At 50.8% G+C, this 24,969-nt stretch carries 26 protein-coding genes and 1 pseudogene; 16 read left to right on the top strand and 11 right to left on the bottom strand.

Annotated elements, in window-relative coordinates:
* The first annotated feature begins 6 nt into the window (after positions 1-6).
* From rutD to rutG, 4 genes are read left to right on the top strand one after another with little or no spacing between them, the layout of a single operon-like run.
* Positions 7-807, top strand: a complete 801-nt coding sequence (gene rutD / locus ACJHX7_RS01390) for a pyrimidine utilization protein D (protein WP_094029808.1) — start codon at positions 7-9, stop codon at positions 805-807.
* 9 nt (positions 808-816) lie between these two features.
* On the top strand, positions 817-1,407 hold the full coding sequence (locus ACJHX7_RS01385; RefSeq protein WP_094029809.1) for a malonic semialdehyde reductase: 591 nt from the start codon (positions 817-819) through the stop codon (positions 1,405-1,407).
* A gap of 10 nt (positions 1,408-1,417) precedes the next feature.
* Positions 1,418-1,912, top strand: a complete 495-nt coding sequence (rutF, locus tag ACJHX7_RS01380; RefSeq protein WP_001028079.1) for an NADH-dependent FMN reductase RutF — start codon at positions 1,418-1,420, stop codon at positions 1,910-1,912.
* Positions 1,913-1,932: 20 nt separating this feature from the next.
* On the top strand, positions 1,933-3,261 hold the full coding sequence (gene rutG / locus ACJHX7_RS01375) for a pyrimidine utilization transport protein G (protein ID WP_001240610.1): 1,329 nt from the start codon (positions 1,933-1,935) through the stop codon (positions 3,259-3,261).
* A gap of 82 nt (positions 3,262-3,343) precedes the next feature.
* Here the strand turns inward: rutG and ACJHX7_RS01370 are convergent, their stop codons facing one another.
* On the bottom strand, positions 3,344-3,517 hold the full coding sequence (locus ACJHX7_RS01370; protein WP_032171091.1) for a general stress protein: 174 nt from the start codon (positions 3,515-3,517) through the stop codon (positions 3,344-3,346).
* Between the two features lie 372 nt (positions 3,518-3,889).
* On the opposite strand from ACJHX7_RS01370, the gene wrbA reads away from it, so the two are divergent.
* The gene (wrbA, locus tag ACJHX7_RS01365; protein ID WP_001151437.1) at positions 3,890-4,486 is read left to right on the top strand and encodes an NAD(P)H:quinone oxidoreductase; all 597 of its coding nucleotides are present in this window, start codon (positions 3,890-3,892) and stop codon (positions 4,484-4,486) included.
* A gap of 20 nt (positions 4,487-4,506) precedes the next feature.
* Positions 4,507-4,734 carry a YccJ family protein gene (locus ACJHX7_RS01360; protein ID WP_001143120.1) on the top strand — a complete coding sequence of 76 codons (228 nt, stop codon included), beginning with the start codon at positions 4,507-4,509 and terminating at the stop codon, positions 4,732-4,734.
* Positions 4,735-4,771: 37 nt separating this feature from the next.
* On the opposite strand, the gene agp is transcribed toward ACJHX7_RS01360, so the two are convergent.
* Both agp and ACJHX7_RS01350 read right to left on the bottom strand, forming a co-directional pair.
* Positions 4,772-6,013, bottom strand: coding sequence for a bifunctional glucose-1-phosphatase/inositol phosphatase (gene agp / locus ACJHX7_RS01355; RefSeq protein WP_022645494.1), 1,242 nt, complete (start codon positions 6,011-6,013; stop codon positions 4,772-4,774).
* Between the two features lie 292 nt (positions 6,014-6,305).
* Positions 6,306-7,562 carry a YccE family protein gene (locus ACJHX7_RS01350; protein WP_032171089.1) on the bottom strand — a complete coding sequence of 419 codons (1,257 nt, stop codon included), beginning with the start codon at positions 7,560-7,562 and terminating at the stop codon, positions 6,306-6,308.
* Positions 7,563-7,821: 259 nt separating this feature from the next.
* Between ACJHX7_RS01350 and cbpA the strand changes: the two genes are divergently transcribed.
* The gene (cbpA, locus tag ACJHX7_RS01345; protein WP_000420642.1) at positions 7,822-8,742 is read left to right on the top strand and encodes a curved DNA-binding protein; all 921 of its coding nucleotides are present in this window, start codon (positions 7,822-7,824) and stop codon (positions 8,740-8,742) included.
* Positions 8,742-9,047, top strand: a complete 306-nt coding sequence (cbpM, locus tag ACJHX7_RS01340) for a chaperone modulator CbpM (protein ID WP_000024560.1) — start codon at positions 8,742-8,744, stop codon at positions 9,045-9,047. The genes cbpA and cbpM overlap by 1 nt, the downstream gene beginning before the upstream one ends.
* Positions 9,048-9,198: 151 nt before the next feature.
* Here cbpM and torD read toward each other — a convergent pair whose 3' ends face one another.
* Genes torD through torC form a run of 3 tightly spaced genes read right to left on the bottom strand, consistent with a single transcriptional unit; the run spans position 9,199 to position 13,513 of the window.
* Positions 9,199-9,798, bottom strand: a complete 600-nt coding sequence (gene torD, locus ACJHX7_RS01335; RefSeq protein ID WP_032171088.1) for a molecular chaperone TorD — start codon at positions 9,796-9,798, stop codon at positions 9,199-9,201.
* Positions 9,795-12,341, bottom strand: coding sequence for a trimethylamine-N-oxide reductase TorA (gene torA, locus ACJHX7_RS01330; RefSeq protein WP_094029810.1), 2,547 nt, complete (start codon positions 12,339-12,341; stop codon positions 9,795-9,797). The genes torD and torA overlap by 4 nt, the downstream gene beginning before the upstream one ends.
* Entirely contained in the window at positions 12,341-13,513 is a 1,173-nt protein-coding gene (torC, locus tag ACJHX7_RS01325; protein ID WP_094029811.1) for a pentaheme c-type cytochrome TorC, read from the bottom strand. The genes torA and torC overlap by 1 nt, the downstream gene beginning before the upstream one ends.
* Before the next feature lie 129 nt (positions 13,514-13,642).
* Between torC and torR the strand changes: the two genes are divergently transcribed.
* Entirely contained in the window at positions 13,643-14,335 is a 693-nt protein-coding gene (gene torR / locus ACJHX7_RS01320; protein WP_001120112.1) for a two-component system response regulator TorR, read from the top strand.
* Here the strand turns inward: torR and torT are convergent.
* On the bottom strand, positions 14,308-15,336 hold the full coding sequence (torT, locus tag ACJHX7_RS01315; protein WP_094029812.1) for a TMAO reductase system periplasmic protein TorT: 1,029 nt from the start codon (positions 15,334-15,336) through the stop codon (positions 14,308-14,310). The genes torR and torT overlap by 28 nt on opposite strands.
* A gap of 82 nt (positions 15,337-15,418) precedes the next feature.
* On the opposite strand from torT, the pseudogene torS reads away from it, so the two are divergent.
* Both torS and ACJHX7_RS01305 read left to right on the top strand, forming a co-directional pair.
* Positions 15,419-18,162 (top strand): annotated as a pseudogene (torS, locus tag ACJHX7_RS01310) (TMAO reductase system sensor histidine kinase/response regulator TorS).
* A gap of 71 nt (positions 18,163-18,233) precedes the next feature.
* Entirely contained in the window at positions 18,234-19,259 is a 1,026-nt protein-coding gene (locus ACJHX7_RS01305; RefSeq protein WP_410231510.1) for a 4Fe-4S binding protein, read from the top strand.
* 96 nt (positions 19,260-19,355) lie between these two features.
* On the opposite strand, the gene ACJHX7_RS01300 is transcribed toward ACJHX7_RS01305, so the two are convergent.
* Genes ACJHX7_RS01300 through cspG form a run of 4 tightly spaced genes read right to left on the bottom strand, consistent with a single transcriptional unit; the run spans position 19,356 to position 20,135 of the window.
* On the bottom strand, positions 19,356-19,529 hold the full coding sequence (locus ACJHX7_RS01300; protein WP_001019197.1) for a GnsA/GnsB family addiction module toxin: 174 nt from the start codon (positions 19,527-19,529) through the stop codon (positions 19,356-19,358).
* On the bottom strand, positions 19,519-19,749 hold the full coding sequence (ymcE, locus tag ACJHX7_RS01295) for a protein YmcE (protein ID WP_001323678.1): 231 nt from the start codon (positions 19,747-19,749) through the stop codon (positions 19,519-19,521). Before ymcE ends, ACJHX7_RS01300 begins: the two co-directional genes overlap by 11 nt.
* On the bottom strand, positions 19,724-19,912 hold the full coding sequence (locus tag ACJHX7_RS01290) for a cold-shock protein (protein ID WP_071524879.1): 189 nt from the start codon (positions 19,910-19,912) through the stop codon (positions 19,724-19,726). Before ACJHX7_RS01290 ends, ymcE begins: the two co-directional genes overlap by 26 nt.
* Positions 19,913-19,922: 10 nt before the next feature.
* On the bottom strand, positions 19,923-20,135 hold the full coding sequence (cspG, locus tag ACJHX7_RS01285; RefSeq protein WP_000066490.1) for a cold shock protein CspG: 213 nt from the start codon (positions 20,133-20,135) through the stop codon (positions 19,923-19,925).
* A 285-nt stretch (positions 20,136-20,420) separates the two neighbouring features.
* Between cspG and cspH the strand changes: the two genes are divergently transcribed.
* The 5 genes from cspH to ACJHX7_RS01260 all read left to right on the top strand — a co-directional run bounded on the left by cspH (position 20,421) and on the right by ACJHX7_RS01260 (position 24,969).
* Complete coding sequence (gene cspH, locus ACJHX7_RS01280) at positions 20,421-20,633, top strand: cold shock-like protein CspH (protein WP_000087763.1); 213 nt, start codon at positions 20,421-20,423, stop codon at positions 20,631-20,633.
* Positions 20,634-21,073: 440 nt separating this feature from the next.
* Positions 21,074-21,379, top strand: coding sequence for a threonine-rich inner membrane protein GfcA (locus tag ACJHX7_RS01275; RefSeq protein WP_001602151.1), 306 nt, complete (start codon positions 21,074-21,076; stop codon positions 21,377-21,379).
* Positions 21,380-21,485: 106 nt separating this feature from the next.
* Positions 21,486-22,130 (top strand): lipoprotein GfcB, encoded by a 645-nt coding sequence (gfcB, locus tag ACJHX7_RS01270; protein ID WP_001247609.1) that lies wholly within the window; start codon positions 21,486-21,488, stop codon positions 22,128-22,130.
* Positions 22,127-22,873 (top strand): capsule biosynthesis GfcC family protein, encoded by a 747-nt coding sequence (locus tag ACJHX7_RS01265; protein ID WP_094029814.1) that lies wholly within the window; start codon positions 22,127-22,129, stop codon positions 22,871-22,873. Before gfcB ends, ACJHX7_RS01265 begins: the two co-directional genes overlap by 4 nt.
* On the top strand, positions 22,873-24,969 hold the full coding sequence (locus tag ACJHX7_RS01260; protein ID WP_094029815.1) for a YjbH domain-containing protein: 2,097 nt from the start codon (positions 22,873-22,875) through the stop codon (positions 24,967-24,969). Before ACJHX7_RS01265 ends, ACJHX7_RS01260 begins: the two co-directional genes overlap by 1 nt.

Here is a 24,969-nt window from a genome sequence, read left to right as displayed (position 1 = left end):
ACCGCGATGAAACTTTCACTCTCACCTCCCCCTTATGCTGATGCGCCCGTAGTGGTGTTGATTTCGGGTCTTGGCGGTAGCGGCAGTTACTGGTTACCGCAACTGGCGGTGCTGGAGCAGGAGTATCAGGTAGTCTGTTACGACCAGCGCGGCACCGGCAATAATCCCGACACGCTGGCAGAAGATTACAGTATCGCCCAGATGGCAGCGGAACTGCATCAGGCGCTGGTAGCCGCAGGGATTGAGCGTTACGCGGTGGTCGGCCATGCGCTCGGTGCGCTGGTGGGAATGCAGCTGGCGCTGGATTATCCCGCGTCGGTAACTGTGCTGGTCAGCGTTAACGGCTGGCTACGAATAAACGCCCATACGCGCCGCTGTTTTCAGGTTCGCGAGCAGTTACTACATAGCGGCGGCGCGCAGGCATGGGTGGAAGCCCAGCCATTGTTCCTCTATCCCGCCGACTGGATGGCGGCCCGCGCACCTCGCCTGGAAGCTGAAGACGCGCTGGCACTGGCGCATTTTCAGGGCAAAAATAATTTACTGCGTCGACTTAACGCCCTCAAACGCGCTGACTTTAGTCGCCATGCGGATCGCATCCGCTGCCCGGTGCAAATCATCTGCGCCAGTGATGATCTTCTGGTGCCAACAGCATGTTCCAGTGAACTTCATGTCGCCCTGCCCGATAGCCAGAAAATGGTGATGCGCTATGGCGGACACGCCTGCAACGTGACCGATCCCGAAACGTTTAATGCTCTGTTACTCAACGGGCTTGCCAGCCTGTTACATCACCGTGAAGCCGACCTGTAAGGAATTGCTATGAACGAAGCCGTTAACCCAGGTGCGCTTAGCACCCTGTTCACCGATGCCCGCACTCACAACGGCTGGCGGGAGACACCCGTCAGTGATGAGACGTTACGGGAGATTTATGCCCTGATGAAATGGGGGCCGACATCAGCTAACTGTTCTCCGGCACGGATCGTGTTTATCCGCACTGCAGAAGGAAAAGAACGTCTGCGCCCGGCGCTTTCCAGCGGCAATCTGCAAAAAACCCTGACCGCGCCCGTCACCGCTATCGTCGCCTGGGACAGTGAATTTTATGAACGGTTACCACAGCTGTTTCCTCACGGCGATGCCCGCAGTTGGTTTACCTCCAGCCCACAACTTGCCGAAGAAACAGCGTTTCGCAACAGTTCCATGCAGGCGGCCTATCTGATCGTCGCCTGCCGGGCGCTGGGGCTGGATACCGGCCCGATGTCGGGCTTTGACCGTCAATACGTTGACGACGCCTTTTTTGCGGGCAGCACGCTGAAGAGCAATCTGCTGATTAATATCGGCTATGGCGATTCCAGCAAACTTTTTGCGCGCCTGCCACGTCTGTCCTTTGAAGAAGCCTGCGGGCTGTTGTAAGGAGCAAACAATGAACATTGTCGATCAACAAACCTTTCGCGATGCGATGTCCTGTATAGGCGCGGCGGTCAATATCATCACTACGGACGGTCCAGCCGGGCGCGCCGGGTTCACCGCCAGCGCCGTCTGCAGCGTGACCGATACGCCGCCCACATTACTGGTGTGCCTGAATCGTGGGGCGTCCGTCTGGCCGGTATTCAATGAAAATCGAACGCTGTGTGTAAATACACTTAGCGCCGGGCAGGAGCCGCTTTCAAACCTTTTTGGCGGCAAAACGCCCATGGAACACCGCTTTGCCGCCGCCCGCTGGCAGACTGGTGTGACCGGATGCCCGCAACTGGAAGAAGCACTGGTTTCGTTTGACTGCCGTATCAGCCAGGTGGTGAGCGTCGGCACCCACGACATTCTGTTTTGCGCCATCGAAGCGATTCATCGTCACGCCACCCCCTACGGGCTGGTGTGGTTTGATCGCAGTTATCACGCGCTGATGCGCCCTGCTTGTTAACCTCCTTAAGGAGACAGCTGATGGCAATGTTCGGTTTTCCTCACTGGCAGTTAAAATCGACCTCTACAGAGAGCGGCGTGGTCGCGCCGGATGAACGATTGCCGTTTGCTCAGACGGCAATAATGGGCGTTCAACACGCGGTGGCGATGTTTGGCGCGACGGTGTTAATGCCTATTCTGATGGGGCTGGATCCCAATCTTTCCATTTTGATGTCGGGGATCGGCACGTTACTGTTTTTCTTTATTACCGGCGGGCGCGTCCCCAGTTATCTCGGCTCCAGCGCGGCTTTTGTCGGCGTGGTGATTGCCGCGACGGGCTTTAACGGTCAGGGCATTAACCCGAATATCAGCATTGCGCTGGGCGGGATTATCGCCTGTGGGCTGGTTTATACCGTCATTGGCCTGGTGGTGATGAAAATCGGTACGCGCTGGATTGAACGGCTAATGCCGCCGGTGGTGACGGGTGCGGTGGTGATGGCGATTGGCCTGAACTTAGCGCCTATCGCAGTGAAAAGTGTATCGGCTTCGGCCTTTGATAGCTGGATGGCGGTAATGACGGTGCTGTGTATTGGGCTGGTAGCGGTATTTACCCGTGGCATGATCCAGCGGTTATTGATTCTCGTAGGATTAATTGTCGCCTGTCTGCTGTATGGCGTGATGACCAACGTTTTAGGGCTGGGAAAAGCCGTCGATTTTACTCTCGTCAGCCATGCTGCCTGGTTCGGTTTGCCACATTTTTCCACTCCTGCTTTTAATGGTCAGGCAATGATGCTGATTGCGCCCGTGGCGGTGATTCTGGTGGCGGAAAACTTAGGCCATCTCAAGGCGGTCGCCGGGATGACCGGACGCAATATGGATCCGTATATGGGACGGGCATTCGTCGGTGATGGTCTGGCAACGATGCTTTCCGGCTCTGTCGGCGGTAGCGGCGTCACCACCTATGCTGAAAATATCGGTGTGATGGCCGTGACCAAAGTCTACTCGACGCTGGTGTTTGTTGCTGCTGCCGTCATCGCCATGCTGTTGGGCTTTTCGCCGAAATTTGGCGCGCTGATCCATACCATTCCGGCCGCGGTGATTGGTGGTGCATCAATTGTTGTGTTCGGGCTGATTGCCGTCGCAGGCGCAAGGATCTGGGTACAAAACCGTATCGATTTAAGCCAGAACGGTAATTTGATTATGGTCGCAGTAACCTTAGTGCTGGGCGCGGGTGATTTTGCTCTCACGCTGGGCGGTTTTACGTTGGGAGGGATCGGTACAGCAACCTTTGGCGCGATTTTACTCAATGCGTTATTAAGCAGAAGGTTGGTTGACGTTCCACCGCCAGAAGTTATTCATCAGGAGCCATAAACAGAAAACCGCCGGGGTTACCGGCGGTGATGGCTTTTTGACGAGCTTAAGAAAAAAATGCATTCGTCATTGATTAGCCCGGCTAGTTGTCGCTTTTGCCGTGACTGCTCTTGCCACCTTTTTTACCTGCTTCAGATGCGCGCTGCGGGTCATTCTTGAAATTACCCCCGCTGTGCTGTCCACCTTTTTTACCTGCTTCTGATGCTCTTTCGCGGTTTTCTGCAAAATTGCCGGAACCGCCTCGATGGTTTGCCATTACTGACCTCCGTCTGGGTATAGACATCATATTGCATAGAATTAACGCGGCGTATGGCGGCTGCCATATTTTCGCTACGTGGGACTAAGCTTAGTGAACTGACGTGGGCAGACCCGCGTTTGGTAATATCCTGCAACAGCTTCTTAGCGAGAATAGATATCATCTCCAATAATTATCCATAAGCCGCTCTTATGATTAAAAAAACGCGATGAGATAAAAATGTGTCATTTTGCGACAAAATTACGTGCTTGTGAAAGTTGTTATAAATCAAATAAGTGGTTGTGAAATTTGCACTCTGAAAAGGACGTCTTATCTTTAAATAAGTGGTAGCGAATCGCTACGGAATAGAGATAACACGAGGAGTGGTTAGAAATGGCTAAAGTTCTGGTGCTTTATTATTCCATGTACGGACATATTGAAACGATGGCACGCGCAGTCGCTGAGGGTGCAAGCAAAGTGGATGGCGCAGAAGTTGTCGTTAAGCGTGTACCGGAAACCATGCCGCCGCAATTATTTGAAAAAGCAGGTGGTAAAACGCAAACTGCACCGGTTGCAACCCCGCAAGAACTGGCCGATTACGACGCCATTATTTTTGGTACACCTACCCGCTTTGGCAACATGTCCGGTCAAATGCGTACCTTCCTCGACCAGACGGGCGGCCTGTGGGCTTCCGGCGCACTATACGGAAAACTGGCGAGCGTCTTTAGTTCCACCGGTACTGGCGGCGGTCAGGAACAAACCATCACATCCACCTGGACGACCCTTGCGCATCACGGCATGGTGATTGTCCCCATTGGCTACGCAGCGCAGGAATTATTTGACGTTTCACAGGTTCGCGGCGGTACGCCGTACGGCGCAACCACCATCGCAGGCGGTGACGGTTCACGCCAGCCCAGCCAGGAAGAACTGTCTATTGCTCGTTATCAAGGGGAATATGTCGCAGGTCTGGCAGTTAAACTTAACGGCTAATCTTCAACAGGAGGATACGCATGCCAACTCAAGAAGCGAAAGCTCATCACGTCGGTGAATGGGCATCTCTGCGCAATACGTCGCCGGAAATAGCCGAGGCCATTTTCGAAGTCGCCGGGTACGACGAAAAAATGGCGGAAAAGATTTGGGAAGAAGGTAGCGATGAAGTGTTAGTCAAAGCCTTTGCTAAGACCGACAAAGATTCGCTTTTTTGGGGCGAACAGACCATCGAACGTAAAAACGTTTAACCAGCGACTCCCCCGTAGCGAACGGGGGAGTTTTCTGTTATTTCACCGCTTCATTCAACACGCTATCAAACTTATCCATTGGGCAGAAACCGTTGGTATCTATCGGACAACCGCTTAATTCCAGCGTCACGCGCTGCGCAGGTGCCTGAAGGGTTAACGCGTCAGCATTACGTAACTGTTCTGCACTCTGGTACACATACTCGATTTTCATCAGGTCGCGATTGGTTTTGCTGTCATGCCAACGCTGGAAAACGATTTTGCCGCCAATCGGCGTGCGTTCGTTCTGGTCATGCAACTGATACGGTTTGAAATCCAGCGCCGTTAACAGAGAGGCAATGTTGGAGTCATGCCCAACTAACACCGTGATTTTCGGAGCGCTGGTGCGATCGGTGACCAGGGCTTTGTCGATATAACTGACCAGCGGTTTCGCAACATTGCGCGCCACTTCCGGTGAGGTAAACAGGCTGTCCTGGTAACCGTTTTTCAGCTTCGACAACACCTTCCACTGCTGGTCAGATTTGATTTCTCCCCACGCCACCTGATCCATCGGAAAACCTTCGTAGTATTGCAAAGTAAACGCATCTACCAGCGAGTTGCCGACTTTCAGCGGCCCGGAAACACCTGGTTCTTGTTGATACTTCGCGCTAAAGGTATTTTTGCCATCCACCAGCGAACACTGTTGTTTCTCTTTACAGGCAGGGGAATCTTTATAGTTAACGATTTTTTCCAGTAGCTGGTAGCTGTCGGTAAGCTGGAGTTTGCTGAGCTCTTTCTCCATTGCCGCCACCGCCTGTTCACTGAATGCGGCGGAATCATCGGTGATCACCGGATTAAAAGTTGGGTCCATAGTGCCCATTTTTTCCTGGTGATGCACAGGAATATCACACCCCGGGAATGCGCCGGTAATAAAGAACTGTGCAGTCGCGACGGTGCGTTGCAGACTATTGGCATAGGCATATACGGTGTCCGGCGGCGGGCATTCCCCCGATTTTACCATCCCCTGCTCTGCCAGCCATTCACGCATGTAATGGCCCATATACACTTCGAGCACGCCACCTTTGGTGGTGAGTTGCCCACCGGGGACGTCCCATTCTGGCCATTTATTCGGCGTCGACTGCTCCAGCACACTGCCATTGTTCGCCAGCGGCGCACGTAAGTTATGGCGGCTCATCATGAGCACTTGCTGTAGCTGATAGCCTTCCGGTACGGTTTGTGCCTGAGCATTTGAAGCGAGTAAAACTATCCCTGCCACAGTTGCGGCGATTAGCGTTTTGTTCATTCCTGGCACCTCTTTTGTTATCAATCACTAAAGAGTGTGACAGAAATATGACTTTTTTCCGGGAACAGGTTCGCAAAATGGCTTGTTGAAAACCTGTTTTTCTATATACATCTTCAAAAACAGGCAAGGTTTGACGCAAACTATGCCTGATTAGCCCCTGCCTCGCGTACGCCGCTGATAATTGCACCTGTGGCTAAACAGAATATCTGCGGCGTTACCAATACAGAGACAATATTTAACAATAAAAAAGTGTGAGACTAATAACAATGGTTTTTAGCATATGCCTTTGCCATTAAATTGCATAACGATTTAAATAGTCAAGTTGCGCATTCATTTCCTGATTGTTTAACTTGTAAGCCTGAGCAAAAAGTTCAGGAGGGAGGTAAACGTCATAATGATTGCCAGTATTCATTAAATAACCACACTCAAGGTCTTCATCTGTTGAAAATGATTCGTTCCCCAAGGAGATTGATGCCACATTACTGGTAACAATAAACGATGAGCAAATGCTATCTGAAAGAACAGCAAGAAAATTCTTCACCGCTATAATCCTATCCGAAGCGTCGGTATCTAAAGCAAGCAACTTCTTGTTATCATTAAATATAAACTCGGGTAAATGCAGGATACATTTTTCGTTATTCAAGCAACTATCAATGAATTCTTTTTTAAAAAACAGAAAGCTCCATGACATAAGACTACCCACACCCTGAATTTTGTTGTCAGATTGCAGATCAACGCCAAATAATGTCTTAACATCTTCCCTGAGATCACAAAATGCAGCATCAACAAGAGCCTCGATTGTTGGTTTATCAACAATTTTAATAAACTCTTCGTATACTTCCTTTTGCGTCTTATGACTGCCCAGCGCCCATGAATAATCATGTTGTTTTAAAACCAGTATGGCTCTTAACAGACAATATCCATCGCCATCTACTGGAGCGTATTTTAATTCATAAGTTTTATTAATTTCACTCTGAATAAAAGATATACCAGACAAATCAATACCAGTATCTAAATCAGATATTCCCGGCGTATTTATCTGTTCTGGCTGGACACTTATATTTTCATCTTCTAAACAATACTCAGAAAAAACATCATCACACGCATTAATGCTTTCAATATATTCCATAAAGCCATACCAATAATAACCTTTAAAATCTGTGATAGACTCTGAAGCTCTGCCCGGCAAGGACACTTTAACAATGTCAATATCTCGAACATATTGTATAGTATATGTAATACCTCCTGAAACCCCTGAATAAATTTGTGTATCATTAGTACGCAATGTTCTCATAAATAATGATAGATCATTATCATTCTGCATTTCCTCAAATTCTTTTTCTAGTGATTCGCATTCCAGGCATGGAATGTAGTCTTCAGCTTTTTGACGTCTGATTTCTTTATACAACCGCATAAAACACACCAGTGTGTTTTCAAAAAGCGTGATTGAATATGTTTGATTTTTTTCGTGCTCATTTTTTATATCGTTCCAGGCTTGTTTCAAATAGTTATTTGCAGTGCAACTAATTCCATGTATATTACTACCCATATATAGCGCCTATAAAATTTAATAAATAATGACGCACTAGTAAAACTTAACGTGCCTGGTTCAACTATCAAAAATCGCTCACCCTTTTTCACCTGTTTAAAATATGTTCAGCACCCCACTTTGAGGCGACCTCCTCTCCGCGATGATTTCAATAACATATTCTGTGTTGGCATATGAAATTTTGAGGATTACCCTACACTTATAGGAGTTACCTTACAGGGGTTCCTTCAATTTGTGTTGATTTACGCGAGATAACGCTATGGAATTAAAGGATTATTACGCCATCATGGGCGTGAAACCGACGGACGATCTCAAGACAATCAAGACCGCCTATCGTCGACTAGCCCGCAAATACCATCCTGATGTCAGCAAAGAACCGGATGCCGAAGCCCGCTTCAAAGAGGTCGCTGAAGCCTGGGAAGTGTTAAGTGATGAACAACGTCGCGCTGAGTATGATCAGATGTGGCAACATCGCAACGATCCGCAATTTAGCCGTCAGTTCCAGCATGGAGACGGTCAGAGTTTTAACGCCGAAGATTTTGACGATATCTTCTCGTCAATTTTCGGTCAGCATGCCCGCCAGAGCCGTCAACGCCCCGCCACACGCGGCCACGATATTGAAATCGAAGTGGCGGTATTCCTCGAAGAAACGCTTACTGAGCATAAGCGTACCATCAGCTATAACCTGCCGGTTTATAACGCCTTTGGCATGATCGAACAGGAAATCCCGAAAACGCTGAATGTGAAGATCCCGGCAGGGGTCGGCAATGGTCAACGTATCCGCCTGAAAGGCCAGGGGACGCCGGGCGAAAACGGCGGTCCAAATGGCGATTTGTGGCTGGTGATTCATATTGCGCCACATCCGCTGTTTGATATTGTCGGCCAGGATCTGGAAATTGTGGTGCCGGTTAGCCCGTGGGAAGCGGCGCTGGGTGCTAAAGTCACCGTTCCAACACTGAAAGAAAGCATTTTGCTGACTATCCCGCCTGGCAGCCAGGCCGGGCAACGATTGCGCGTTAAAGGCAAAGGTCTGGTGAGCAAAAAACAGACCGGCGATCTGTATGCGGTACTGAAAATCGTGATGCCGCCGAAACCGGATGAAAACACTGCCGCGCTGTGGCAGCAACTGGCAGACGCCCAGTCGTCTTTTGAACCACGTAAAGATTGGGGGAAAGCATAATGGCTAATGTTACGGTGACTTTTACTATTACCGAATTTTGCCTGCATACCGGCATCTCTGAAGAGGAGTTGAATGAAATTGTCGGTTTGGGGGTGGTTGAACCGCGTGAGATCCAGGAAACAACCTGGGTATTTGACGACCATGCCGCCATTGTGGTGCAACGCGCGGTACGCCTGCGTCATGAACTGGCTCTGGACTGGCCGGGGATCGCGGTGGCGCTGACGTTAATGGATGATATTGCGCACCTGAAGCAGGAAAACCGCCTGCTGCGCCAGCGGCTTTCCCGGTTTGTGGCTCACCCGTGATGTGTGTTTGTCGGATGTGATGACGCATCTTAGCCGGTCTACAAAGATTACTGTTCCTGTGGGCCGGATAAGGCGTTTATGCCGCATCCGGCAACTGCGCACTAATGCCTGATGCGACGCCTGCCGCGTCTTATCAGGCCTACAAACGACGTTATCTGTTTTGGTGGTCGCACTCCACTAACACCAGCAATAACTGGCTTAGTGCCGCGTAAAAACCAAAGCTATCATACTGACGACAACGCGCAGCAAACTCTGGTAACCATTCCCACAGTGCCGTCAGTGTTTTTTGCCGCAAACTGTCGATTCTTCGCGCAGGAACGCTCCCCTCTCCCAGCGAAAAATGCAGATGACTCAACAACTCGAGATAGATCGCCAGATGATCTGCCGGTTCGTTGAAATTGCCGCTGGTTTCCATCCCTGCCTCAACTAACAAGCGTTTAATCTCTTGCTCGTCCTGTTTGTAGGCCGATGCATAAGGCAGCGCCGCTTGTTTGTCGGTCATCAGAAACAGACCGCAAAAGTCAGCGGCCAGTTCCAGACGGGCATCGTCACGTACTGTCAGAGTGGCAATACGGTTTTCCAGCTCACTCACCGCCGCAGTGAGCGGCGGTTCGCTTTTCAGCAACGAAAACCATTCAGCCATCTGCGCACTGGCGATTTGCGTCAGTTGTTCATCGTCCAGCTCACGGGAGAACAACTGCGCCAGCCAGGCGTAAACACAGGCAATCTGTTGTGCTGTCAGCGTGGTCATGATTTCACCTGCGACGCGGGAACATATTCGCACTGCGCCACCATCTCCACGGGGCCGTTAAACGCCGTTACCTGCTCCACTGTTCCGTTGTACTTCTCAATTTCCACCAGCGTAGTGTGCGCACTGGTCGCCTGCGCCAACTGCGAAGTACCGATGTCAATGGTCAACACGTTGGGGTTACCGTATTTGCACAGCGCACCAGGCTCGCCGCCTTTATCTGGATCGTACCATGCCCCTTCATGAATTCGTGCCACGCCGGGTGCATAGCGGTCAGAAACCACTGCTCCAGCCAACACCTGGCCACGAGCGTTAAAGACGCGTACCACATCACCGTTACGAATACCGCGCGCGCTGGCATCCTGCGGGTTAATGAACACTGGCTCTTTGCCCGCTACCGTATATTGCTGACGCAACGTTTCTGATTCACATAACTGCGAGTGAAGTCGGAAATCCGGATGCACAGATTGCAGATGCAACGGATACTTCTGCGAGCCGGGCCCGCCGTGGGAGCGTTCGATTTTCTCAAACCACATCGGATGCCCCTGACAATCGTCGTAGTTCATATCAGCGATGGTTTTCGAGTAGATCTCAATCAGGCCACTCGGCGTGCCCAGCGGTTCGAGATCCGGATCTTCGCGGAATGCCTGGTGGCGAACAAACATCTGCGGATGGTCAAACTCGACGTACTCTTTGTTATTCCAGAAGTCATCAAACGCTGGCAAATGAACGCCGCGTCCTTTGCCCTGTTGTACACCTTCCTGCCAGATGCGTTTCAGCCAGCCCATCTCGTCCAGCCCTTCGGTAAAGGCTTCTTCGCGATTAAAGCGGCGGCACAGCTCGCGGAAAATATCAAAGTCGTTGCGCGCCTCGAACTGCGGCGGCACGACCTGTTTCATGGCGATAATGCCACGGTTGGAGTGGTTGCCGTACTGGTCGAGATCGTTACGCTCAAACTGCGTGGTCGCAGGCAGCACGATATCGGCAAAGCGGCAGGTTGAGGTCCACTGATTATCTATAGCGATAACCGTTTCCAGCTTGCGCCAGCCTTCGATAATACGGTTAATCTGCTGATGACGATGGAACGGGTTAGTTCCGGCAAAAATACACATTTTCAGCGGTGGCAGTTTTACCGATTTACCATTCCAGTTGATCACTTTTCCCGGTTCGAGGATCGCATCGACAAAACGGGCAATCGGAATGGTGCTGCTATAGCCTTGGTAGTCGCTGTTGTCGTGAACAGGTGGAATCGACGTAGAGCCGGAGAAACCACTCAGAATAACGCCTTTACGCCCCGGCGTGCCTGCGCCGTTATAGTGCCAGCCAAAACCGAAGCCACCACCCGGCAGGCCAATTTGCCCCAGCATCGCCGCCAGAACCACAATCATCCACGCCCACTGTTCACCGTGCTGCATACGCTGTACGCACCAACCAGCAATAATCTGCGTTCTGTTCGCCGCCATCTGCCGCGCCAGCCCACGAATGGTTTCGGCATCAATGCCGGTCAGTTTTTCAGCCCATGCGGCATCTTTCGGCTGACCGTCTTTCTCACCCAGCAGATACGGCAGGAACTGCTCAAACCCCACACAGTAGTTAGCGAGGAAGTTTTTGTCGTACAGGTTTTCACTGTACAGCGTATACGCCAGCGCCAGTTGCAGTGGCACGTCAGTTTGCGGGTTAACCGCAATGTGCTTCACATGCTCGCGCCCCAGATACTCATGGGTGGATGTGACAACCGGATCGATGCTGATGACCTCAATTTCACCGGCGGCGACTTTCGCTTTCAACTGCGCGTAATATTCATAAACATCGTGATCCGGGCACCACCAGTTCGCTTGCTGGTTTTTCAGCAAATCAGAGCCCCACAGCACAATGGTTTTGCTGTTCTGCAATACCAGCGGCCAGGAGGTTTGCTGTTCATACACTTCCATTGAGCCAACCACGCGCGGCAGGATCACCTGCGCAGCACCGGTAGAGTAATCTCCGCCCGTACCAACGCTATTACCATGCAAGGCAATAGCTTTCGCCAGCATCCCCGAAGCGTTATGGAACATCCCTGTCGATTGCCAACCACTGGCGGTCAGCAAGGCACTCGGCCCGTGAGTTTTCTGTACGCGTTCCAGTTCTTCATAGAACATGTCGAGGGCTTCATCCCAGCTCACGCGCACAAAACGGTTATCACCGCGCTGGGAGGTGTCGCTCAGATGGCGCTTACGTAGCCAGTCCACGCGTACCATCGGATAACGAATACGCGCCGCGTTGTGTACGTGATCCGGCAATCCGGCGATCATTTTCGACGGATATTTATCCAGTTCGAACGGTTTTGCCGCCACAAAGCGACCATCCTTCACCATCGCGCGGATAGCCCCCCAGTGCGACCCGGTAAGAATGCCCTCTTTCGAGATGACAGCCTCAGTCGCCGCTTGCGCCGCAGTCGCACGGCGCGGCGTTAACAATGACGGCCCCAGCATCCCGGCGACGGTTAAGCCGCCGAGTTGTGCCAGAAAACGCCGACGTGATGCCTGAAAGAGATCGTTATTGTTCATTATTTTTCTTCCTTCTTATCGCCGTGAGCCTTACCTGCGGTATCAGACGCATTCATTTGCAGATATTTCAACAAGGTGCGTTCTTCACGTTTATCGAGGCTGGTAAAGCCAATCATGCCGTTGAGCGTGCCGATCCAGCCGTTAGCGTCAAAGTGAGAGATTTCCGGTGCGCCGTGGCACTGGTTACAGGTGCCGTTGTACAACGAATCCGCATAAGCCCAGATCGGTTTGATATCGTTTACCATGTCGCCTTTCTTCATCCACGCAGTGGCTTGCAACTTGCTCCACTCGGTATTGGTGTCGGCAACGGTGGTTTTCTCCAGCGTTTTCACCTGCTGCTGCACATCACCACGAATCGAGGCAACAAAGATGCGTTTACCTGGGAATTGGGTGAGTACACGCTGACGTCCGGCGCTTTCCGTCCAGCCGGTAATTTCAATTTGCAGCCAGTCGCCGTCACGTTTAAGGACTTTCACTTCCGAAGCAGGCAGCAGAGAACCAGAGGCATCTTTATCGCCTTTCGCCGCATAAATTGGCTTAATATCAATGGAGTACAGCGTGTCACCACTATCATTAGCACTGGCGCGCAGCTCATCGAATTGCTTACGGAAGCCACTACTCATATCCGGCAACTGGTGGGCAATACCTTTATGACAGTCGATGCAGGATTGATTATCTTTCGCTGCCACCTTCATCTGACGTGCCGCTTCAGGATGCTGCTTCGCATGATCCATCGCGTCGTAGTTATGGCAGGAGCGGCAGGTTGCCGAGTTGTTTTCTTTCATTCGCGCCCATTCACGCTCGGCAAGTTCCGCGCGTTTGGCTTCGAATTTTTCAGGTGTATCAATAGAGTGGGCAATAAAGGTCTGGTAAATGTCGTTGCTCGCTTCCAGTTTGCGCTTCACCATGCCTGGAATATCCGGCGGGATATGACAGTCATGGCATTCAGCTCGCACGCCGGAGGCGTTCTGGAAATGCACCGACTGTTTATATTCTTCATACACCGGTTGCATACTGTGGCAACTGACACAAAATTCGGTTGTGCTGGTGACTTTGATCCCAACGTGTGGCAATACAATCAGCGCAATGCCAATCACAATCCCAGTAGCGACCAGCGCCAGTACCGACCAACGAGCACTGGGTCGGCGTAGCGTGTTCCAGAGTTTCCGCATAATAGCCCCTGTAAAATTATGGTTTAGTGAAGCGATCTTAATGAGCAAATATGAACAGCGGCACTGGTCAGGATGAACGGCTTACGGCAGAATATGAACAGATATGAACAGAATGAGTAAAACCCTCTGATGCCACATCACATTGTTATTGTTGAAGATGAGCCGGTTACCCAGGCGCGATTACAATCTTACTTCACTCAGGAGGGGTATACCGTTTCCGTTACGGCGAGCGGTGCCGGGCTGCGGGAAATTATGCAGAATCAGCCGGTGGATTTGATTCTGCTGGATATCAATTTGCCCGATGAAAATGGCCTGATGTTAACCCGCGCCCTGCGAGAACGCTCAACGGTGGGAATAATTCTGGTTACGGGACGCAGCGATCGGATTGACCGTATTGTTGGGCTGGAAATGGGCGCAGACGATTACGTCACCAAACCGCTGGAACTGCGCGAACTGGTAGTACGGGTGAAAAATCTGCTCTGGCGAATCGACCTCGCGCGACAAGCTCAACCGCACACTCAGGACAACTGCTATCGCTTTGCCGGTTATTGCCTGAATGTGTCGCGCCATACGCTGGAGCGAGATGGCGAGCCGATTAAACTGACCCGCGCAGAGTATGAAATGTTGGTGGCATTTGTGACGAATCCGGGCGAAATTCTTAGCCGTGAACGTCTGCTGCGTATGCTTTCTGCGCGTCGGGTGGAAAACCCTGACCTGCGCACCGTCGATGTGTTAATTCGTCGTTTACGCCATAAACTCAGCGCGGATTTACTGGTGACGCAACATGGCGAAGGTTATTTCTTAGCCGCTGATGTGTGCTGATAAAAATAGACCGGACGAAATCCCCCTGGCGACAGCGAGCGGCGGATATGTTCACGGTCGGCATTTTTCGGCGTCAGAACTAAAATCGGTGGGCTGACATTATCAGACACCGATTGCCCCTGTAATTGCCTGATGGCCTGCTCAACCGCCAGTTCCCCCTGCCAGACCATTTGATCGCTGGCAGCCATAATCACTCTTCCCCGCTTCAGCCCGCGATACACCTGATGTGAAAGATAAAACGACACCACGGTAAGCGGTGTTTTCAGGTTACGCCCTTCCCCCATTGCCGCCTCTGCCGCAATGGCCGTTCCGGCAACGACGTCGATTTCTGGATGGCGCTCCAGCATCTCCTGCAACAGGTTACGCTGGATTTCAATATCGTTATCACCGAGCGCAATATCAACAATACGTACCGGGCTTCCGGCAATGGCTGCGCGAAAACCCTCTACCATCTCCTTACTGCCCCCGGCATTATCGGGTCCGGGCATCAACAGCACGTTCAGTGGTTTACCGTGGCTCCATTGCACCAGATATCGTCCTGGTTGATAGCCCATCTGAAACCAGGGCACACCAACGCGGCTTTTCACGTGGGGAGCATCAATAGCATTCACCAGTTCGATCACCGGCAGATTTGCTACCTGCTTTTGCAGGTCGGGAAATGACGTCGTGCTACTTCCGAGCAAGATGGCCTCTGCGCCCCACTGTTTACACTGGTCGATTTGTGCTTGCTGGGTAGCCAACTGGCTGTAGCCACCTGCCTCCAGCACTTTTAAATCCACACCGTAGCGGCGAGCAGCCTCCTGCATACCATAGTTCAACGATAACCAGTATGAATCTTTCAGGCTGGGATAAAGCGCGCACAGTTTCCATGCGCGTTTGGCTTTAAGCGGCGTAGAGGCTTGCACCGTGTAATGCTGCGCATCATGCCAGCGCAACAGGTTATCAGCCGAAAATGCCGGCAACATGAAAAGGGAAAGAAGTAACAATAGCAGTACGCGCATGATAGCCTCATCAATAATAAGGCTTTATGCTAGATGCATTCCGCTTTGCGACTCAACCTTTTTCACCTTAAGTGCACCGACCGTGAATTTAACCCTGACCCGAAGACTCTGGATGGGCTTTGCCCTGATGGCGCTGTTAACCCTGACCAGTACCCTGGTGGGATGGTACAACCTGCGCTTTATCAGCCAGGTGGAAAAAGACAACACTCAGGCATTGATTCCTACCATGAATATGGCGCGCCAGTTGAGCGAAGCCAGCGCCTGGGAACTTTTCGCCGCGCAGAACCTGACCAGTGCCGATAACGAAAAGATGTGGCAGGCGCAGGGGCGAATGCTCACCGCACAAAGCCTGAAGATTAATGCGTTGCTGCAAGCATTACGGGAACAAGGTTTTGATACCACCGCTATTGAACAACAGGAGCAGGAGATCTCCCGTTCGTTACGTCAGCAAGGGGAGCTGGTGGGGCAGCGTTTGCAACTGCGCCAGCAACAACAGCAACTCAGTCAGCAGATAGTCGCCGCCGCCGATGAAATCGCACGCCTGGCGCAAGGTCAGGCGAATAATGCGGCAACCTCCGCCGGAGCGACCCAGGCCGGGATTTACGATTGGATTGAACAAGATCAGCGTCAGGCCGCAGAAAGTGCACTCGATCGGCTGATTGATATCGATCTTGAGTATGTTAACCAGATGAATGAACTGCGCCTTAGCGCCCTGCGGGTGCAGCAAATGGTGATGAATCTGGGGCTGGAGCAGATCCAGAAAAATGCAGCAACGCTGGAACACCAGCTCAATAATGCGGTGAAAATTCTGCAACGTCGGCAAATACGCATTGAAGATCCGGGAGTTCGTGCTCAGGTCGCAACAACGTTAACTACCGTTAGCCAATATAGCGATTTGCTGGCGCTGTATCAGCAGGACAGTGAAATCAGCAATCGCCTGCAAACTCTCGCCCAAAATAACATCGCCCAGTTCGCGCAGTTTAGTAGCGAAGTCAGTCAGCTGGTCGACACCATTGAGCTGCGTAATCAGCACGGACTGGCGCATCTGGAAAAAGCCAGTGCACGCGGGCAATACAGCCTGTTATTGCTGGGGATGGTTTCACTTTGCGCACTGATTCTGATCCTCTGGCGCGTGGTTTATCGCTCAGTCACGCGTCCACTTGCCGAACAAACGCAGGCGCTGCAACGGCTGCTGGACGGTGATATCAACTCCCCTTTCCCGGAAACCGCTGGCGTGCGGGAGCTGGACACCATCGGGCGGCTGATGGATGCGTTTCGCAGCAGTGTTCATGCACTGAATCGCCACCGTGAACAGCTGGCGGCGCAGGTCAAAGCGCGTACAGCTGAATTGCAGGAACTGGTGATAGAACACCGACAGGCACGGGCGGAAGCAGAAAAAGCCAGCCAGGCAAAATCGGCGTTTCTTGCGGCGATGAGCCATGAGATCCGCACACCGCTGTACGGTATTCTTGGCACCGCGCAACTGCTGGCAGATAACCCCGCATTTAATGCCCAGCGTGATGATTTGCGGGCAATTACCGACTCTGGTGAATCGTTGCTGACCATCCTCAACGATATTCTCGATTATTCGGCTATCGAAGCAGGCGGCAAGAATGTTTCGGTCAGCGATGAACCCTTTGAACCGCGCCCGTTGCTGGAAAGTACCCTGCAATTAATGAGCGGACGGGTGAAAGGTCGCCCGATTCGCCTGGTAACTGAAATTGCCGACGATGTACCGACTGCGTTAATGGGCGATCCGCGGCGTATTCGTCAGGTCATCACCAACCTGTTGAGCAACGCCCTGCGTTTTACTGACGAAGGGCAGATCGTTTTACGTAGCCGCACTGATGGCGAGCAATGGCTGGTCGAAGTGGAAGACAGCGGCTGCGGTATTGATCCCACGAAACTGGCAGAAATCTTCCAGCCATTTGTTCAGGTAAGCAGCAAACGAGGCGGAACCGGGCTGGGGCTGACTATCAGTAGCCGTCTGGCCCAGGCGATGGGCGGCGAACTGAGCGCCACCAGCACGCCGGAGGTTGGAAGCTGTTTTTGTTTACGCTTGCCGTTACGTGTTGCCACTGCACCCGTGCCAAAAACAGTCAATCAGGCGGTGCGTCTGGACGGTTTACGTTTGCTGTTAATTGAAGATAACCCGCTAACCCAGCGGATTACCGTTGAGATGTTGAACAGCAGTGAGGCGCAGGTCGTTGCGGTAGGAAATGCCGCGCACGCGATAGAGACGTTGCAAAATAGCGAACCGTTTGCTGCCGCACTGGTGGATTTTGATCTGCCCGATATCGACGGCATTACGCTTGCCCGGCAACTGGCACAGCAATATCCGTCGCTGGTTTTGATTGGCTTTAGCGCTCATGTCATCGACGAAACGTTGCGCCAGCGTACCAGTTCGCTATTTCGCGGGATTATCCCTAAACCGGTGCCGCGTGAAGTGCTCGGTCAGTTACTGGCGCACTATCTCCAACTACAAGTCAATAACGATCAACCGCTGGATGTATCGCAACTCAATGAAGATGCTCAGTTGATGGGGACGGAGAAGATCCACGAATGGCTGATATTATTTAAACAACATGCCCTGCCGCTTCTCGATGAAATCGACATTGCCCGCGCCAGCCAGAACAGCGAAAAAATAAAGCGTGCCGCACATCAGCTAAAAAGCAGTTGCTCGAGTCTGGGAATGCGTAGCGCCAGCCAGCTTTGCGCACAACTGGAGCAGCAGCCATTATCTGCCCCCCTTCCACACGAAGAAATTACACGCAGTGTTGCCGCTCTGGAAGCATGGTTAATAAGAAAGACCTGAACGCGATTTGAATCAATATCAGCCAGTTAAGAACAACTAGAATAGTGGCATTTGGTATGCAACTTAACGGACTGGCAAAATCATGGCAGAGAAAAGAAGAACCCGCTGGCAGCGGCGGCCAGGCACGACGGGCGGCAAATTACCGTGGAATGACTGGCGCAATGCCACGACCTGGCGTAAAGCGACGCAATTATTACTGTTGGCAATGAATATTTATATTGCCATCACGTTCTGGTATTGGGTGCGCTATTACGAAACGGCAGGTAGTACGACATTTGTCGCCAGGCCAGGAGGCATCGAAGGCTGGCTACCGATTGCCGGTCTGATGAATCTGAAATATAGCCTTGCAGCAGGCCAGTTACCGTCCGTCCACGCCGCCGCGATGCTGTTATTGGTCGCTTTTATCGTCATCAGTCTATTACTAAAAAAGGCCTTTTGTTCATGGTTATGCCCGGTTGGTACGCTTTCTGAATTAATCGGCGATCTCGGTAACAAACTGTTTGGTCGGCAATGTGTCCTTCCCCGCTGTCTGGATATTCCTCTGCGCGGCGTGAAGTATTTGCTGTTGAGTTTTTTTCTCTATATCGCGTTATTGATGCCCGCTCAGGCGATTCACTATTTTATGTTGTCGCCCTACAGCGTGGTGATGGACGTTAAAATGCTCGATTTCTTTCGTCATATGGGGACCGCGACATTAATCAGCGTGACCGTTTTGCTGATTGCCAGCCTGTTTATTCGCCATGCCTGGTGTCGTTATCTTTGCCCATATGGCGCGCTGATGGGCGTGGTTTCGCTATTATCACCGTTTAAGATTCGTCGCAATGCCGAAAGTTGTATCGACTGTGGCAAATGCGCAAAAAATTGCCCATCGCGGATCCCGGTCGATAAATTAATTCAGGTACGAACAGTGGAATGTACCGGCTGTATGACTTGCGTAGAGTCATGTCCGGTAGCCTCAACATTGACCTTTTCACTGCAAAAACCTGCGGCAAATAAAAAAGCTTTTGCGTTGTCTGGCTGGTTAATGACACTACTGGTTCTGGGGATTATGTTTGCGGTGATTGGTTACGCAATGTATGCGGGAGTATGGCAAAGCCCGGTACCGTAGGAATTGTACCGACGCATAATTCCACAAGCGCCAATGATTGGTCACTAAATTAGCAACAAGCGGAACATCACCTCGCACGGGGTGATGTTCACAAAATCACATTATTTTGATTTTGACATCATAACTTTCAAGCCCGGTCATTTTTTCCCGTGCGGTGAAGCGAATTTCAGAGACTTCTTTCCCTGTATTCTTGTTCAGCTCGGCGATTTTTTGCGCGATAAAGTCGGCGATTTCCGTTTCGGCTTGTTTTTTTAACTCTTCAATATTCACTGTTAACCTCGTCTGGTCTTGAAAGACAGCAACACGCCAGTAAGGTGTTGGTTCCCGGTACCCTGGTCAGGTAAGAAATGTTATAAGCCATCTCCCCGAAAGATTCAATAATCAACAGGTTATCGCTTACTATACATACAGCGTTGAAGAAAAATAAGGCAGATATAAAAAAGGCTCCACGAGGGAGCCTGATATTATTTTGTGAAATCCAGCGGCGCATGGTCAGTGCGTATTTGCAGCGCGACGTTATCAAAGGTGATCATCGTCGATTTACAAAAAATACACTTAGCGCCCAAAGGGTTTCGCTCCGTCACATCGAATGCCGATGTGCGGTACTGTGAACCATGACAACATGGACAGCGGAAATGGAGATGTTGAGTAATAACGGCAACCTTAGAGCGTAACAACGTTCGCTGCCGCGGGGCCACGTTGCCCCTGCTCAATAGAAAATTCAACTTTCTGATTTTCGTTCAGCGTGCGGAATTCATTGCTCTGGATGGCGGTGAAATGGACGAAAACGTCTTTGCTGCCATCATCAGGAGTGATAAAGCCAAAACCTTTATCTGCGTTAAACCATTTTACTAAACCAGTCATTTTATTAGACATATTTTACTTCCTTCATTTTGGGCCTTTCGGCAAACAGGGCTTTAATACAGAAACTACTTAGTGTTCAGGAGAGAGACTCAAAAGAAGGGGATAATGCCTGATAATGAGAACTGCTTTAGTAAACTACTTTGTATGCTGTCTGTCTTTCAAACCGACGCAGCTATTAACGCATGATAATTGAGATTAAGCAAATTTTATTTTAGCCGTCCGGCGGTCTTAAATATCGCTGGCTTTATTTTATTAACCCCGTATAGTGCAGCGCAGTATTTTCAGTAAGGAATTTGTTTGTCCCGTAAAATGACAGGAATTGTCAAAACCTTTGATCGCAAAAGCGGCAAAGGATTCATTATCCCCTCCGACGGTCGTAAAGAAGTCCAGGTCCATATTTCCGCATTCACTCCCCGCGACGCAGAAGTGCTTATACCAGGATTACGCGTGGAATTTTGCCGCGTAAATGGCCTGCGAGGACCAACAGCGGCAAATGTTTATCTCTCTTAATATGAGCGGCTTGTTTAAAGCTGACTGGTTTTATTGGCATAGTTCAATAGTCAACACCACACATTATAACGCAAGTTACCTTTTCACCAGGAAACTAATCCATTTAAGCGAATACCTCTACACCTAATAGTTATAAATGCCACTTAACAGCCAGTTATAGTACCACTTGAAACTATATTACCAACAATAATTAATAGCTTTCTTAACAATTTTCTTATCTTTAATTTGTATTTTGCTAAGATTTATCTTATGATCACAAGTCGTATTTCCAGAGGGAAATCGTTAACAATCTTATATTTCCCTCTGCGCGCCTTTCTCACCCGCAGTATAAAGTGCAAGCGGTATGAGGAAAGGGAGATTTCACAAGAATGTTATACTCAAAGTAGACAATCCTGATCTCAAGCGTACGTATTGTCCATGCGATGAATAAAGGAAAAGTTATGAAACACAAGCTTTCTGCAATCCTTATGGCCTTCATGTTGACGACGCCAGCTGCGTTTGCTGCCCCTGAAGCAACAAACGGGACCGAGGCAACGACGGGTACTACTGGCACCACAACGACCACTACCGGCGCAACCACGACTGCTGCTACCACTGGTGGCGTTGCTGCTGGCGCTGTCGGCACGGCGACAGTTGTCGGTGTGGCAACGGCTGTTGGTGTGGCGACGTTGGCAGTAGTTGCAGCAAATGACAGTGGCGATGGCGGTTCTCATAACACCTCAACCACCACGTCCACTACGCGCTAATACTGCTTTAACGCGTCAAAATTAAAGTTAAATGATACCCGGTTGCGATATTCGTACCGGGCTTTAGAGATTTGCATTTTTTTAATTAACCTTTCAAGGATTAAAGGTGCGCCCTCTTATTTTATCGATTTTCGCACTATTTCTTGCGGGATGTACGCACAGCCAGCAAAGTATGGTCGATACATTTCGCGCCAGCCTATTCGATAATCAGGATATCACCGTAGCGGATCAGCAGATCCAGGCGTTGCCTTATTCCACGATGTATTTACGCCTTAATGAAGGGCAACGAATCTTTGTGGTACTGGGATATATAGAACAAGAACAAAGCAAATGGTTATCCCAGGATAACGCCATGCTGGTTACCCACAATGGACGTCTTTTAAAAACCGTCAAACTTAATAATAATCTGCTGGAAGTGACAAATTCCGGGCAGGACCCTCTGCGTAACGCGCTGGCAATAAAAGACGGCAGCCGCTGGACGCGCGATATTCTCTGGAGTGAAGACAACCATTTTCGCTCTGCGACCCTGAGTTCCACTTTTTCCTTTGCTGGATTAGAGACGCTGAATATTGCGGGTCGCAATGTGCTGTGTAATGTCTGGCAGGAAGAGGTGACTTCCACGCTGCCAGAAAAACAGTGGCAAAACACATTCTGGGTCGATTCGGCTACTGGCCAGGTTCGTCAAAGTCGGCAAATGTTAGGCGCAGGGGTTATTCCCGTAGAAATGACGTTTCTTAAACCCGCACCATGAATAAATTACAGTCGTATTTCATTGCCAGCGTACTTTACGTAATGACACCCCATGCCTTTGCGCAAGGAACGGTGACTATTTATCTGCCTGGCGAACAACAGACACTTTCCGTTGGCCCCGTAGAGAATGTTGCCCAGTTGGTGACACAACCGCAACTGCGCGATCGCCTCTGGTGGCCTGGTGCCTTGCTGACCGACTCCGCAGCGAAAGCTAAAGCGCTTAAAGACTACCAACATGTCATGGCACAGCTTGCTTCCTGGGAAGCAGAAGCTGACGACGATGTGGCGGCAACGATTAAATCCGTGCGCCAGCAGTTACTCAATCTCAATATCACTGGTCGCTTACCGGTCAAACTGGACCCTGATTTTGTACGAGTGGATGAGAACAGCAATCCCCCGCTGGTCGGGGACTATACGCTCTATACCGTACAGCGTCCGGTGACTATTACTCTGCTGGGTGCGGTTTCTGGGGCTGGGCAATTGCCCTGGCAGGCAGGCCGTTGCGTTACCGATTATCTGCAAGATACCCCCCGTCTTGCAGGCGCGGACAAGAATAACGTTATGGTGATTACGCCTGAGGGTGAGACTGTCGTCGCCCCTGTTGCCCTGTGGAATAAAAGACATGTGGAACCACCGCCTGGCAGCCAGCTTTGGTTGGGCTTTTCTGCGCATGTACTGCCCGAAAAATATGCTGATTTAAATGACCAGATTGTGTCTGTTTTAACGCAACGTGTTCCTGACTGATGAAGAAGAACTCTTATCTTTTAAGCTGCCTGGCCATTGCCGTCTCCAGTGCCTGTCATGCTGAAGTATTAACCTACCCGGATCCGCTGGGGTCGTCGCAATCAGACTTTGGCGGCACAGGATTGTTGCAGATGCCAAATGCGCGCATCGCACCGGAAGGTGAATTCAGCGTCAACTACCGGGATAACGATCAATACCGTTTCTACTCCACGTCCGTGGCGCTGTTCCCATGGCTGGAAGGCACCATTCGTTATACGGATGTGCGCACACGCAAATATAGCCAGTGGGAAGATTTCAGCGGCGATCAGTCATACAAAGACAAATCTTTCGATTTTAAACTTCGCCTGTGGGAAGAAGGTTACTGGCTACCGCAAGTGGCGTTTGGTAAACGTGATATTGCTGGTACGGGTCTGTTTGACGGTGAATATTTGGTGGCCAGCAAGCAAGCGGGCCCGTTCGATTTCACCCTCGGGATGGCCTGGGGCTACGCCGGTAATGCGGGCAATATTACCAACCCGTTTTGTCGGGTAAGCGATAAATATTGCCATCGCGCAGAGTCTCACGATGCGGGAGATATCAGCTTTAGCGATATCTTTCGTGGTCCAGCCTCTATTTTTGGCGGTATTGAGTATCAAACGCCGTGGAATCCTCTGCGTCTGAAACTCGAATACGATGGCAACAATTACCAGAATGATTTTGCGGGCAAATTGCCGCAGGCAAGCCATTTCAACGTCGGCGCAGTTTATCGCGCTGCCAGCTGGGCAGATCTCAACCTGAGTTATGAACGCGGTAACACGTTGATGTTTGGCTTCACGTTACGGACCAATTTCAACGATCTGCGCCCTGCCCTGCGCGATACGCCAAAACCGGCATATCAACCTGCGCCGGAATCTGAAGGATTGCAGTACACCACAGTAGCGAACCAACTTACCGCGCTGAAGTACAACGCAGGTTTTGAAGCACCGGAAATTCAGCTGCGCGATAAGACGCTGTATATGTCTGGTCAACAATACAAATACCGTGATTCTCGCGAAGCGGTCGATCGTGCCAACCGGATTCTGGTGAATAACCTGCCGCAAGGCGTTGAGAAGATTAGCGTGACGCAAAAGCGCGAGCATATGGCGATGGTGACTACCGAAACCGACGTAGCCAGCCTGCGCAAACAGCTGGCCGGTACAGCGCCTGGTAAATCAGAGCAACTGCAACAACAACGAGTTGAAGCCGAAGATCTTTCTGCCTTTGGTCGGGGCTACCGTATTCGTGAAGATCGCTTTAGCTACTCTTTCAACCCAACACTTTCACAGTCGCTGGGCGGCCCGGAAGATTTCTATATGTTCCAGTTGGGGCTGATGTCCAGCGCCCGCTACTGGTTTACCGATCACCTGCTGCTTGATGGCGGTATTTTCACCAATATTTACAACAACTACGACAAGTTTAAGTCTTCGCTGTTACCCGCGGACTCTACCCTCCCCCGCGTGCGCACGCATATCCGTGACTACGTTCGCAATGACGTTTATCTCAACAACTTGCAGGCGAACTACTTTGCCGACTTAGGCAATGGTTTCTATGGCCAGGTGTATGGCGGTTATCTGGAAACGATGTACGCCGGTGTCGGTTCCGAGCTGCTTTATCGCCCGCTAGATGCCAGCTGGGCGCTGGGTGTGGACGTTAACTACGTGAAGCAACGTGACTGGGACAACATGATGCGCTTCACCGATTATTCCACACCCACAGGTTTCGTGACGGCTTACTGGAACCCGCCGACGCTCAATGGCGTACTGATGAAACTTAGCGTTGGGCAATATCTGGCAAAAGATAAAGGCGCAACGATCGACGTCGCCAAGCGCTTTGACAGCGGTGTGGCAGTAGGAATATGGGCGGCAATCAGTAACGTATCTAAAGATGACTACGGCGAAGGCGGCTTTAGTAAAGGTTTTTATATCTCGATTCCGTTCGACTTGATGACCATTGGACCTAACCGCAACCGCGCGGTGGTTTCGTGGACACCATTGACGCGTGATGGTGGACAAATGCTGTCACGCAAATACCAGCTCTATCCAATGACGGCAGAGCGAGAAGTACCGGTTGGACAATAA

Origin of the sequence: Escherichia sp. WS1451 (assembly GCF_046487365.1) — a bacterium.
Taxonomy (GTDB): domain Bacteria; phylum Pseudomonadota; class Gammaproteobacteria; order Enterobacterales; family Enterobacteriaceae; genus Escherichia; species Escherichia coli.
Note: the sequence above shows the minus strand (reverse complement) of the source record. Positions and strands in the feature narration are given on the sequence as shown.